Raw genomic sequence first — 12,275 nt, forward strand, 5'->3', positions numbered from 1 at the left:
GGTCAAGGTCATGACCCAGCCGTACCGCACGCTGCCGGACGCCGTCCTGACCACACCTGACGTATCCCGAGGCCATCGGGCGCATTGCCACGCGGTGTTCGAGGGCCGCGGCGCGGCGGCGGTTCTCCTCGGCGGTGCGGGCGGCCTGAGCCAGCTCGCGGCGGGCCTCGGCCAGCTCCAGCCCGAGGTCGGTGCGGGCGCGCTGGGCCTCGGCCACCGTCTCCTCGAGCCGCCGGATGTAGCCGACCTCGGCGGGGCGGCCCGCCTGGGCCGCGGCGAACTCTTCGCGCAGGCGGACGTGCTCGTGCGGCTCGTAGTCGTCGAACACGTTGGCCGGAGCGGCCAGCGCGGCCAGGGCGTCGGCGTCGCCGGCCTGGCCGTAGAAGCGGTTGAGGCCGTCGAACAGCGCGCAGCGGTACCCCGCGTCGAGGAGCATCGGCTCCCACTGCTCGTGGGTGGGCTTCGGCGAGCCGGGTTCGGTCGCCTCGACGACGAGCACGCGCGGCCGGTGCCGGGTCCAGTCCGCGCCCTCGATCACCGCGCGCTCGGCGCCTTCGACGTCGATCTTCAGGAAGTCGACCGGGCCGGGGTGGGCGTCGAGGAGCGCGGCGAGCGTGGTCAGCTCCACCTCGACCGCACCCACCTCCCAGCGGCGGTCGTCGCGGTAGTGGACGGCGAGGTCGTCGTCGAGGGTCGACCAGCCCCATTCGTCCTCGACGACGTGCAGCTTCGCCACGCCGGGTGCGGCCCCGACCGCGACCTGCAGCGTGCGGTCCTCCGGGCGGGCGCTGCGCAGTTCGCGGGCCTTCGCCGGGATCGGCTCGACGTTGATGCCCCGCCAGCCGAGGTCGTAGAAGTGCTTGGTGACCGACGCGACCACGGGATCCCCGGCGCCGAGGTCGACGTAACGCCCGGTGGCCTGCCCCGCGAAGACGCGGGCGAGCACGACGTCCTCCGCGTTCTGCGCGTACGAAATCACCCGCCGAGGATAGCCGGGGAGCCCGCCGCGCTTAGCCCGAAGGTGTGACTTCCGCCGTGTCGGTGAACGCCGTCCCCCTCTCGGACGCCCACTGAGCAGAGCATCGGCCGGGAGAGGAGGCGCCGTGATCTGGATCTGCCTGGTCGGCGTTCTCGCCGTGGTGTTCCTGGTGCGCGCGGTTCGTGTGGTGCGCCGGGTCAGGCGGGGCGACGCGGTGTGACGAGCCCGGACTCGTAGGCCAGCACCACCAGCTGGGCGCGGTCGCGCGCGCCGATCTTCGTCATGATGCGGCTGACGTGGGTGCGCGCCGTCGCCGTCGAGATGACCAGGTGGGCAGCGATTTCGTCGTTCGACATCCCGCCCGCGACCAGGCCGAGCACCTCGCGCTCGCGGTCAGTGATCTCGCGGACGGCGCTGGTGTCGATGCGCCGGTGCTCCGGGCGCCCGACGAACTCCTGGATCAGCCGGCGGGTGACGGTCGGCGCCAGCAGCGCTTCGCCGCTCGCGACGACCCGCAACGCCCGCAGCAGCTCGACCGGCTCGGTGTCCTTCAGCAGGAACCCGCTGGCGCCCGCGCGCAGGGCTTCGTAGACGTACTCGTCGACGTCGAAAGTGGTCAGGACCAGCACTTTCGTCCCGGCGAGGTCCGGGTGGGCGGTGATCCGGCGGGTTGCTTCGAGGCCGTCGACGCCGGGCATCCGGACGTCCATCACGACGATGTCCGGCCGGTGCTCGACCGCGCCGGCCACGGCCTGCTCGCCGTCACCCGCCTCGCCGACGACCTCGAAGCCGTCCTCGGTCTCCAGCAGCACGCGGAACCCGGCGCGGACCAGGACCTGGTCGTCGGCCAGCAGGACGCGGATCATGCTTCCCCCTCGATCGGTAGCTCGACGCACACTTCGAACCCGCCGTCGACCGGCCCGGCGGTGCACCGGCCGCCGAGGGCCGCGGCGCGTTCGCACATGCCCCGGAGGCCGTGGCCCGGGGCCGGGTGGGCGGTGCCGCGGCCGTCGTCGCGGACCCGCAGCGTGAAGGTCCCCGGTCGCCGCTCGAACCGGACGTCGACGCGGTTCGGCCGGTCGGCGTGCCGGACGACGTTGGTCAGCGACTCCTGCAGGATCCGGTAGGCGGCCGCGTCGACGGGTGCCGGGAGGTCGCCGGGTGCGCCGTGGACGTCGACCGCGAGCCCGGCGTCGCGGGCGTGGTCCAGCAGCTCGGCGGCCTGGGCGAGGCTCGGCGCGGGTGCCTTGTCCTCGCCGGAGCGCAGCACGGCCAGGGTCGCGCGCAGGTCGTTCAGCGCGGACGCGCTGGCCGCCTTGATGTTGAGCAGCGCCTCCTTCGCCTGCTCGGGCCGCCGGTCGGCGACGTGCGCGGCGACGCCCGCCTGGACGTTGATCATCGCGAGGCTGTGCGCGACGACGTCGTGGACCTCGCGGGCGATCCGCAGCCGCTCCTGCTCGGCGAGCCGGTGCCGGTGCTCGTCGGCCTGCTCGCGGCGGGCGGCGAGCGCGTCGAGCTGGTACCGGACAGCCGTCCCGACCCCGATGACGGCGATCAGCCAGACGAAGACGAACGCGACTCCGGCTTCCACCGCGAAAGACCTGGTCAGGACGATGTGCACGACGTAGGCGGCGGCGAGCGCCGAGGCGCCGGTGATGCCCGCGGTGAGCGGTCCCCGCTGCCGGGTCAGCACGAACAACGCGACGGTCGGTACCAGGATGACCGGCCCGCCGGGCAGGCCGGAGGCGTAGTAGCCGAACGCGGACGCGGCCGTGACCAGGAAGAGCGTCAGCGGGAAGCGGTGGACGAGCAGCAGCGTGAGGACGGTCGCGGCGAGCCACGCGAGACCGATCGGCGTCAGCGGCGACGCCCCGGGCTGCCACCGCGACGACGCACTGGTCGCCCCGATCACGAAGACCCCGACGACGACGGTGCGCGCCAGGCGTCCTGCCCACGGAGGCCTTCTCATGCCGCGAAACTACCGGTCACGGCCGGTCCGCGCGTCCGTCCCGGAGCGCACGGCAGGCGTACGTCGTCAGTCGAAGACGAGCGGGAGCTTCGCCGCGGTCTCCTCGTCGGCCGGGGTGTAGGTCGACATGGTGATCTCGGAGCGGCGGCCGTAGTAGAGGTAGGTGAAGTTGAACTGCAGCAGCCCGACGTCCGGGTGCAGGTACCGCTTGGTGCGGATCGGCTCCGAGTTGACGTCGTGGTGCGGCCACAGCTCGGCGAACAGCGGCGACTCGGCCTTGAGCCGCTTGACCAGCTGCTTCCACGCCGGCTCGGCGACGTGGTCGGCCATCGCCGCACGGAAGGACGCGATCACGCGCGGGATGTTCGTCTCCCAGTCGAGCATCCGCCGGCGCCACTCGGGGTTGAGCAGGCACTGGACCAGGGTGTTCCGATCCGCGAACGGGATGTCGTCGACGTCGCCCATCAGCCAGGTGTAGCCGCGGTTGTAGCCCAGCAGGTCGCAGCGGGCGTTGCGGATCGCGACCGGGTACGGCTCCAGCTTCTTCAGCATGAGCTCCATCGCCGGCGTGATGACCTGGCAATCCTTCTCCCCCGCCGGCTCGGGGACCCCGGCCAGGCGGAAGAGGTGGACGTGCTCGTGCGGGTCGAGCCGCAGGGTGCGGGCGATCGCCTGCAGGACCTGCTCGGACGCGTTGATGTCGCGGCCCTGCTCGAGCCACGTGTACCAGGTGACCCCGACGCCCGCGAGCTGCGCGACCTCTTCGCGGCGCAGCCCCGGCGTCCGGCGGCGGCCCACGATCGGCAGGCCGACCTGCTCGGGCGTGATCCGCTCACGCCGGCTGCGGAGGAACCGCGCGAGCTCTTGGCGGCGCAGGCCGGATTCGACGGCGGTGGTCATGGTGCCAGGATGGCACGCTCCGGAACCTGGTACCAGGTAGTGGTCAGTACCCGGATAAACAGCAACTGGTACCAGTTTCCCAACGGGTTGATCGTAGTACTCATGACCACGACCGAACTTGCGCCGACTACCACCGGCGCCCCCGCCCGGCCGGGACTGACCCCCGCCGGCCTGGTCACGGTGCTGCTGGGGGCGGCACTGCCGATCATCGACTTCTTCATCGTCAACGTCGCGCTGCCGACGATCGATGCCGACCTCCACGCGTCCACCGCCACCCTGGAACTGGTGGTCGCGGCCTACGGCATCGCGTACGCGGTGCTGCTGGTGGTCGGCGGCCGCCTCGGCGACTCGTTCGGCAGGCGGCGGCTGTTCGTCGCCGGCCTCTGGCTGTTCACGCTGACGTCCCTGGCCTGCGGCATCGCCCCGACGGCCGGCACGCTGGTGGTGGCCCGCGCCGCGCAGGGGGCGGCGTCGGCCCTGCTGCTGCCGCAGGTGCTCTCGATCATCCAGGCGACGACGTCCGGCGAGAAGCGGTCGCGCGCGCTCGGCCTGTTCGGCGCGACCGGCGGCATCTCGACGGTGGTCGGCCAGCTCCTCGGCGGTGGCCTGGTGGCGGCCGACCTGTGGGGCACCGGCTGGCGGCCGATCTTCCTGGTGAACGTCCCGATCGGCCTGGTCGTGCTGGTGATGGCCCGCAAGCTGCCGGAGAGCCGCGCGCACAACCCGCTGGGCGTCGACCGCCTCGGCACCGCGCTGCTGGCCGTGACGCTGCTGTCGCTGCTGGTCCCGCTGATGGAGGGCCGCGCGCTGGGCTGGCCGGTGTGGACGATCGCGCTGCTGGCGGTGTTCCCGTTCGCGGCGGCGGCGTTCGTGCTCGTCGAGCGGCGGTTGGAGCGTCTGGGCGGCACGCCGCTGCTGCCGCCTTCGGTGATGCGGCTGCCGAGCGTGCGCCGCGGGCTGATGGTGGCCGTGCCGTTCTTCGGCGCCTTCGGCTCGTTCATGTTCGTGTTCGCGATGACGCTGCAGGAGGGCCTGCACTTCGGCCCGCTGGGCGCGGGTGGCGCGCTGACCCCGCTGGCCGTCGCCTACTTCACGGTGTCGATGCTGAGCAGCCGCCTGGTGGCCCGCTACGGCCAGAAGGTCGTCCCGGTCGGCGGCGCGATCACGGCGCTGGGCATGGTGGCGCTGCTGTGCACGACGCTGTCGGCGTGGCCGCACGTGACGATCCTCGACCTGGCGCCGTCGATGGTGGCGATCGGCGTGGGGAACGCCCTGGCGATGACGACGTTGTTCCGGATCGTGCTGTCCCACGTGCCGACCGACCTGGCCGGCGTCGGCAGTGGCGTGATGACGACGAACCAGCAAACGTCGCTGGCCCTGGGCGTGGCGACGCTGGGGAGTCTGTACGCGGCACTGTCGGGCTCGCTGGGCAGCCGGGACGCGTTCGCGCTGGTGATCGGCGTGGTGGCGGTGCTGGCGGCGATCGTCGCGCTCACCGGGCGGCGGCTGCCGGACCCGCGGGCGTAGAAATCTCCGATTCACCCGTCGGAAAGTCCGGGCGCCGGACGACTATGGAGGTGTGACGGAACCGCGGGTACGACCGGACCCGGCCTTCGCGCTGCTCGGGCTGTACGAGACGGCCCTGCCGGAGGTCTACGGGTACCTGCTGTCCCGGTGCGGCGACCGCACGCTCGCCGAGGAGCTGACGTCCGAGACGTTCCTCGGGGCGGTCGCCGCCTGTCGCAAGGAGTACGCACCTCCAGTGAGCACCGGGTGGCTGATCGGCGTCGCCCGGCACAAGCTCGCCGACCACTGGCGGCGCAAAGAACGCGAGGAACGCGGCCTGCGGCTCGTGCACGACAGCGAGCCGGACGTCGAGGACCCGTGGGACGAGCAACTCGACGCCCTCCGCGCGAGACAGGTGCTCGAAGCCCTCGGGCCACACCACCGGGCCGCGCTGACCCTGCGGTACGTCGACGGCCTCGGCGTCCCCGAGGTCGCCGGCCACCTGGGGCGCAGCGTGCACGCCACCGAGGCGTTGCTCGTCCGGGCCCGGGCCGCGTTCCGGCGCGCTTACGAGGAGAAGGAGGGTCGCGGTGCCTGAGCCTTTCGACGCGCTTCGCCGTCCCTCCGAGCGGGTCGCGCCCGACCCGGACTTCGCCGCCGAACTGCGCGACCAGCTGCGTCGCGCCCTCTTGAACGGAGCCGATATGACCACCACTTCGGAAGCGCCGGCCCACCACGCCGAGCTGCGCTCGCTGACCCCGTACCTGGCCGTGTCCGACGCCCGCGCGGCGCTCGACTTCTACGTCGAGGTGTTCGGCGCGGTCCGGCGCGGCGACCCGATCCTGATGGACGACGGCCGCGTCGGGCACGCGGAGCTGGCCATCGGCGACGCGGTGCTGATGCTCGCCGAGGAGTACCCGGAGATCGGGCACGTGGCCCCGCGCGAGGGCGGTGCGTCGGTGCGGGTGGAGGTCCCGGACGTCGACGCTTCGGTGGCCCGCGCGCTGGAGCTGGGCGCGACGCTGATCCGCGCGGTGAGCGACTCGCCGTACGGCCGCGGCGGCTCGTTCCGCGACCCGTTCGGCCAGCGCTGGCTGGTCTCGCAGGCGGCGACCCCGGCCGCGGGCCCTCGGCCGGCTCGCCACGGCGAAGCCATGTACTTCACGTTCCAGGTCCCGGAGGCCGAGCCGGCGAAGTCGTTCTACGGCGCGGTGCTGGGCTGGCAGTTCACGCCCGGCTCGGTGTCCGACGCCTGGGGGTTCGCCGGGCCCGGCCTCGAAGGCGGGCTGTGGGCCGGGGACCGTCAGGTCGGCTGGAAGCTGATGTACGCCGTCGACGACCTGGAGTCGGCCCTGACGCGGGTTCGCGAGCAGGGCGGCCGGGCGGGAGAGGTCGAGAACCACCCGTACGGCACCACCGCGGACTGCACCGACAACCAGGGCATCGAGTTCTGGCTGTGGCAGCAGCCGTGATCACTCCAGGGTGAACACGACGACGTCGTTCGACTCGACCTTGGTCAGCGGCAGGCCGGCGGTCGGCCGCTGGAGGATGCCGACGGCCCCTTCCATCGACTTCACGACGACGATCTTGCGGATGCCGTAGCGCTTGAAGACGTCGATGCTGTGCTTGTCGGGGAAGGTGGCCGACGAGTCCTGCATGTCGTGGAACTGCGGCCCGTAGTTGCTGGCCGTGCCGTTGGCCGTGGTCGGGAAGCCCTCGGTGGACCAGAGCTGGTACTTGAAGTTGCTCCACAGGTCCATCGGCAGCAGCGCGATCGGTTCCTTCGTGGTCGTGAACACCTGCTTCACGTCCGGCGGGATCCCGGGGTTTTCGACCTGCTGCCAGCGCGGGATGCCTTCGACGAGCGCGAAGAACGCCGGGAACATCATGTAGAACGCGATGACCTGCCGCGCCATCCGGGTGTTCTCGTCGATCAGCCGGTAGAGCCGGGTGACCAGGCCGGCCGCGAGAACGGCCAGGCCGAGGGTGACCCACATGATCATCCGGCCCGGCGTGCGCATGGCGTCCCAGCCGGGCAGGAAGTTCCAGAACAGCCAGTAGAGGCCGCCGCCGAAGACGGTGGTGCCGAGCGAGAGGAGGACGTTGAAGGCCACGAAGACGCCCAGGAAGACCCGGACCTTCCACGTCCAGGCGCTGAGGAACAGGCCGGCGACCCCGAGCACGGCGACGACCAGCCCCGGGAACAGCAGCATCTCGCCGGCGCCCTCCGGCGGGAGCGTGCTTTGGTCGTTGAAGAACGTCTCGAGCCACACCCACGTCTCGTACGGCGCGGTCCACAGGCCGTTGACGGGCGGTGAGAAGACTTCGACCTCGTGCCAGGTGCGCGTGAAGCCGTACTCCGCGCGCACGCGCAGGAACGGGACGACCAGCCACCAGACGATGCCGAGGAAGGCGACCACGCCGACGACGTTCGCGATGATCATCCGGCGGCCCTGGCGCCAGGCGTAGAGCGCGATCGCGATCCCGACCAGGGCCATCAGGTAGACGAAGGGCAACCCGATCGCCCACCCGATGCTGACCTGCCACGCGGCGATCAGCCACCCGGCGACGACCCAGCGCGGCTTGGTCTCGCCGCGCTCGCCGCGGAAGGTGAAGCCGTGGCCCTTGGCCAGCGCCCACAGGGCCAGCGCGATCCCGCCGGTGGAGAGGACGTTGAGGTGCGCGATGTGGCTGAGCCGCCACGGCGCCCACGCCCACACCACCCCGGCGAGCAGCGCGCCCTGCCAGTTGCTGCCGAGCTGCTTGGCCAGCAGGTACGCGCCGGCGAAGGCGAGCGCGAAGCAGAAGACGAACAGGACGTTGTAGAGGAAGACGTTGTCGTACTGGCCGTTGCCCGCGAAGACGCTGAAGGGGACGTAGCCGAGCAGGGTTTCGCCGAACGCGTAGTTGTCGGTTGCCGGGTAGAACTGGTTCGACGTCCAGAAGTCGCCGCCGTGGGTCAGCCAGTGGTGTTGCCAGCCGAGCTCCCACACCCAGAGCAGCGGATCGCCGAGCCCACCGGTGAGCAACGACTTCGGGTGCGTGACGATCCGGTGGTTGAAGACCATCGAAATCGCCAGGCCGACGTAGAAGGCGATGAGGCCTTCGCTGATCAGCAGCCGGCCGAGCCAGAGCGCGGCCTTCCGTGGCCCGAACCGGCGGCCGGACGCCCGCGGCGCCTCCTCGGCAGGCGGCGAAACGGTCTCCTCGGCCGTGGCTCCTTCCACGTCCAGCCCCCTTAGCTGTTGGTTTGGGGGCAGCCTACCTGCGCTGCTCCGGGCCCTAACGGCCCGCCGCGTAGCCCTGCATGCCGCGGGCGTTGGCCGCCGCCCGCAGGACGCCGTCCGTGCGCGAGACCGCCGAGAGGCGGCCCAGTGCCCAGTCGCCCGCGTCGACGATCCGGTGGCCTCGGTTGCGGAGAGCGTCCAAAGTGGACGCACCCAGCCGCGACTCCACCACCAGCTCGCGCGGGTTCCACGAGCGCGGGTAGAACGAGCTGGGGAACGCCGTCGTGTGCCAGGCCGGCGAGTCGATCGACTCCTGGAGGTTCAGGCCGCCGTAGACGTGGGCCAGCCAGAAGCACAGCTGCCACTGGTCCTGCTGGTCGCCGCCCGGGGTGCCGAAGGCCAGCGTGGGAACGCCGTCCCGCAGGGCCAAGGACGGCGACAGTGTGATGCGGGGGCGCTTGCGCGGGGCCAGGGAATTCGGCAGGCCCTGCTCCAGCCAGAACATCTGGCCGCGGGAATCCAGGCAGAAGCCCAGCGCCGGGATGGTCGGGCTCGACTGCAGCCAGCCGCCCGACGGGGTCAGGGAAACCAGGTTGCCCGCCGCGTCGACGACGTCGAGGTGGACCGTGTCGCCGCGGGTCTGGCCCTGGGGGCCGACCGTCGGCTCGCCCGTGGCGCCGCCGCCCGCTTCGATGCCCTGCAGGGAGTCCAGGATCGCCGGAAGCCGGGCCGGGCCGCGGGCGTCGCCCGGGCGCAGTTCGGCGGACGCGGTGTCGGTGATCAGGGCGCGCCGGGCGTCCGTGTAGGACGCCGAAAGCAGCACGTCCAAGGGCACGTCGGTGTCGCCGTACCAGGCCTCGCGGTCCGCGAAGGCCAGCTTCGCCGCCTCGGTCGCCAAGTGCACCGTGCGTTCCGTCGGGATTCCATCCACATAGGACAATTCGTCGCGGAAGCCGTGCAGGAGCAGCACCTGTTGCAGCAGGGCCGGCCCCTGCGTCCAGCCGCCCATCTTGACCAGGCGCCGGTCGCCGACGTCCACGAACGCCGGGTCCTCGTACGTCGCCGACCACGACGCCAGGTCGTCGCCGGTCAGGAGGCCCGCGTGGTCGCGGCCGGAGTCGTCGCGGAACGCCTGGCGGCTGAACTCCTCGATCGCCTCCGCGACGAAGCCCTGCGACCAGGCCCGGCGTCCGGCGTCGATCTGGGCTTCGCGGCCCGAGACGGCCTCCGCCTCACGCAGCAGCCGCTCCCAGGTGTCGGCCAGCGCGGGATTGCGGTGCAGGCCGGACGCAGGCTTGCCGTCCGGCAGCCACAGCGCCGCCGACGTCGGCCAGTGCTCGGTGAACAGGCGGGAGACCGCGCTGATCGTGTCGCCGACCCGCGACACCAGCGGGACGCCGCCCCGCGCGTAGCCGATCGCGTACTTCAGCACCTCGCGCAGCGGCTTCGTGCCGTAGTCGCGCAGGAGCAGGAGCCAGCCGTCCCACGCGCCCGGGACGGTCGCCGGGAGCAGGCCGCTGCCCGGGATCAGGTCCAGGCCCAGGGAGGCGAAGTGCTCGGGCGTGGCCCCCGCGGGCGACGGGCCTTGGCCGGCCAGCGCCCGCGGGGTCGGATCGTTCGCCGTCACGAAGAGGCCGGGCACCTGGCCGGCCGGGCCGCACAGGTGCGGCTCGGCGACCTGCAGGACGAAGCCGGCCGCGACCGCCGCGTCGAACGCGTTGCCGCCGTCCTCCAGCACCGCCATCCCGGTGGCCGAAGCCAGCCAGTGCGTCGATGCCACCATCCCGAAGGTGCCGGTCAGCTCCGGCCTCGTCGTGAACATGCCCCGATAGTACGCAACGCTAACGAATTACCAAGCCGCCGGACGCCGCCGCTCGGGCTCGTACGGCTGCGTGATGATTTCCATCCCGTTGCCGCCGGGATCGAGGAAATAGACGCCACGGCCGCCGTGGTTGTGGTTGATTTCGCCGACCTGCTTCATCTGCGGATCGGCGAAATAGGTCACGCCCGTTTCGACGAGCCGCGCGAAGACGGCGTCGAAGTCGTCTTCGGGGACCAGGAAGCAGTAGTGCTGCAGGCGGAGGTCCGCCTCGGGGACGCTCGCGAAGTCCAGCCGGACGCCGTTGCGCGTCTCGACGGGGATGAACGGACCCCACTCTTCCCCGACTTCGAGGCCGAGCAGGTTTGCCAGGAATTCGGCGGATTCCCGGTTGTTCCGGGACGGGACGATCAGATGGTTCAATTCAACAGAAACGGATACCGACACGGTTGAAATGCCTCCAGGGCACTCCCGCCACCTCCATGTCTCACCCAGCCGGTGACCGACACGCGATGCCGTGCCGATCACCCTAGCGGGCCGGGCGGAGTCAGGAAACCTTGATTCGCGCCGCCGCCCGCGGCCGCCCGACGCCCTGCCAGGACAGCCCGGCGTCCACGATCACCCGCGGGTCGAGCAGGTTCCGCGTGTCGACGACGTCGATGCCCTCCATGAGGTCGGCCATCGCCGCCCAGTCGAGGTGCTTGAACTCGGCCCATTCGGTGAGCACGACGACGGCGTCCGCGTCCTTCGCGACCTGGTAGGCGTCGTCGACGACGGTCATCCCGGCGATCTCGCCGTCGACCGCCGGGTCGTAGGCGATCAGCTCGGCGCCCAGCGCGCACAGCACCGACGAGACGGCGAGCGCGGGCGAGTCGCGCAGGTCGTTGGTGCCTGCCTTGAACGCCAGGCCCAGCACGCCGATCCGGGCGCCGGCCAGCGTCCCGCCGACCGCGCCGGCGATCTTCGCGACGATCCGGTCGCGCTGGGCGAGGTTTTCGTCGATGGCCGAGGTCAGCATCGTGAAGTCGTAGTTGACCGACTCGGCCACCTTGACCAGCGCGCTGGTGTCCTTGGGCAGGCAGGAACCGCCCCAGCCGGGGCCGGGCTTGAGGAACGTCCGGCCGATCCGCCGGTCGTAGCCCATGCCCTCGGTGACGAGGTCGATGTCCGCGCCGAGCCGTTCGCACAGCTCGGCGATCGAGTTGACGTAGGACAGCTTCAGCGCGAGGTAGCAGTTCGCGGCGTACTTGACCAGTTCCGCGCTGGCGGCGTCGGCGACGACGACCGGCGCGACGAGCTCGGCGTACAGCTCGCCGACCCAGCGCGCGGCGGCGAGGTCGTCCGAGCCGACGACGATCCGGTCCGGGCCGAGAAAGTCCGCGACCGCGGTGCCTTCGCGGAGGAATTCGGGGTTGGAGACGACCGGCACGTCGGTGCGGCCGACCAGCGCCTGGATCCGCTTCGAGGTGCCGACCGGCACGGTCGACTTGGTGACCAGCGCGCAGCCGGCGGGCAGGACGTCGCCGATCTCGGCCGTCACCGCCTCGACCGCACGCAGGTCGGCGGAGCCGCCGGCACCCATCGGCGTCGGCACGCAGAGGAACACCGCCTGCGCGTGGCGGACCGCGTCCCGCGCGCCGACGACGAACTGGAGGCGCCCGGCCGCGACCCCGCGGTGCACGAGGTCGGCGAGCCCGGGTTCGAGGATGTCGACGCGGCCGGCGGCCAGCCGGGAGACCTTCGCGCGGTCGACGTCCACGCAGGTGACGAAATGCCCGAGACTGGCCAGGCAGGCCCCCGTGGTCAAGCCGACGTATCCGGTTCCTACCACCACGATGCGAGCTGGCGTCATGCTGCTGAAGGTGACAGCCGGAC

At 71.7% G+C, this 12,275-nt stretch carries 11 protein-coding genes; 3 read left to right on the forward strand and 8 right to left on the reverse strand.

All coding sequences use genetic code 11. The features are described 5' to 3' along the window. From ACWEF6_RS36785 to ACWEF6_RS36800, 4 genes are all read right to left on the reverse strand, one after another. Positions 1 to 979: FkbM family methyltransferase (locus ACWEF6_RS36785; RefSeq protein WP_449687175.1), on the reverse strand; the 979-nt coding region annotated here is incomplete at its 3' end. 197 nt (positions 980 to 1,176) lie between these two features. Further along, on the reverse strand, positions 1,177 to 1,845 hold the full coding sequence (locus tag ACWEF6_RS36790; protein WP_449687176.1) for a response regulator: 669 nt from the start codon (positions 1,843 to 1,845) through the stop codon (positions 1,177 to 1,179). After that, entirely contained in the window at positions 1,842 to 2,948 is a 1,107-nt protein-coding gene (locus tag ACWEF6_RS36795; RefSeq protein ID WP_449687177.1) for a sensor histidine kinase, read from the reverse strand. The genes ACWEF6_RS36790 and ACWEF6_RS36795 overlap by 4 nt, the downstream gene beginning before the upstream one ends. A 66-nt stretch (positions 2,949 to 3,014) precedes the next feature. Beyond that, positions 3,015 to 3,848 carry a helix-turn-helix transcriptional regulator gene (locus tag ACWEF6_RS36800; RefSeq protein WP_449687178.1) on the reverse strand — a complete coding sequence of 278 codons (834 nt, stop codon included), beginning with the start codon at positions 3,846 to 3,848 and terminating at the stop codon, positions 3,015 to 3,017. A 102-nt stretch (positions 3,849 to 3,950) separates the two neighbouring features. Between ACWEF6_RS36800 and ACWEF6_RS36805 the strand changes: the two genes are divergently transcribed. From ACWEF6_RS36805 to ACWEF6_RS36815, 3 genes are read left to right on the forward strand one after another with little or no spacing between them, the layout of a single operon-like run. Further along, a complete protein-coding gene (locus tag ACWEF6_RS36805) occupies positions 3,951 to 5,375 on the forward strand; it encodes an MFS transporter (protein ID WP_449687179.1) in 1,425 nt (474 codons plus the stop codon). Positions 5,376 to 5,427: 52 nt separating this feature from the next. Further along, positions 5,428 to 5,952, forward strand: coding sequence for an RNA polymerase sigma factor (locus ACWEF6_RS36810; RefSeq protein WP_449687180.1), 525 nt, complete (start codon positions 5,428 to 5,430; stop codon positions 5,950 to 5,952). Further along, complete coding sequence (locus tag ACWEF6_RS36815; RefSeq protein WP_449687181.1) at positions 5,945 to 6,826, forward strand: VOC family protein; 882 nt, start codon at positions 5,945 to 5,947, stop codon at positions 6,824 to 6,826. Before ACWEF6_RS36810 ends, ACWEF6_RS36815 begins: the two co-directional genes overlap by 8 nt. On the opposite strand, the gene ACWEF6_RS36820 is transcribed toward ACWEF6_RS36815, so the two are convergent. The 4 genes from ACWEF6_RS36820 to ACWEF6_RS36835 all read right to left on the reverse strand — a co-directional run bounded on the left by ACWEF6_RS36820 (position 6,827) and on the right by ACWEF6_RS36835 (position 12,252). Beyond that, positions 6,827 to 8,581, reverse strand: a complete 1,755-nt coding sequence (locus ACWEF6_RS36820) for a hypothetical protein (protein WP_449687182.1) — start codon at positions 8,579 to 8,581, stop codon at positions 6,827 to 6,829. 55 nt (positions 8,582 to 8,636) lie between these two features. Beyond that, complete coding sequence (locus ACWEF6_RS36825) at positions 8,637 to 10,403, reverse strand: gamma-glutamyltransferase family protein (protein WP_449687183.1); 1,767 nt, start codon at positions 10,401 to 10,403, stop codon at positions 8,637 to 8,639. Between the two features lie 27 nt (positions 10,404 to 10,430). Then, complete coding sequence (locus ACWEF6_RS36830; RefSeq protein WP_449687184.1) at positions 10,431 to 10,823, reverse strand: VOC family protein; 393 nt, start codon at positions 10,821 to 10,823, stop codon at positions 10,431 to 10,433. A 124-nt stretch (positions 10,824 to 10,947) separates the two neighbouring features. Next, a complete protein-coding gene (locus ACWEF6_RS36835) occupies positions 10,948 to 12,252 on the reverse strand; it encodes a UDP-glucose dehydrogenase family protein (RefSeq protein WP_449687185.1) in 1,305 nt (434 codons plus the stop codon). Positions 12,253 to 12,275: the final 23 nt, after the last annotated feature.

Source organism: Amycolatopsis sp. NPDC004772, assembly GCF_053601215.1.

What these genes read in the sequence shown, in the direction of transcription:
- ACWEF6_RS36790 (WP_449687176.1), bottom strand. Translation starts at nt 1,845, where the DNA reads ATGATCCGCGTCCTGCTGGCCGACGACCAGGTCCTGGTCCGCGCCGGG.
- ACWEF6_RS36800 (WP_449687178.1), bottom strand. Translation starts at nt 3,848, where the DNA reads ATGACCACCGCCGTCGAATCCGGCCTGCGCCGCCAAGAGCTCGCGCGG.
- ACWEF6_RS36825 (WP_449687183.1), bottom strand. Translation starts at nt 10,403, where the DNA reads ATGTTCACGACGAGGCCGGAGCTGACCGGCACCTTCGGGATGGTGGCA.
- ACWEF6_RS36795 (WP_449687177.1), bottom strand. Translation starts at nt 2,948, where the DNA reads ATGAGAAGGCCTCCGTGGGCAGGACGCCTGGCGCGCACCGTCGTCGTC.
- ACWEF6_RS36805 (WP_449687179.1), top strand. Translation starts at nt 3,951, where the DNA reads ATGACCACGACCGAACTTGCGCCGACTACCACCGGCGCCCCCGCCCGG.
- ACWEF6_RS36835 (WP_449687185.1), bottom strand. Translation starts at nt 12,252, where the DNA reads ATGACGCCAGCTCGCATCGTGGTGGTAGGAACCGGATACGTCGGCTTG.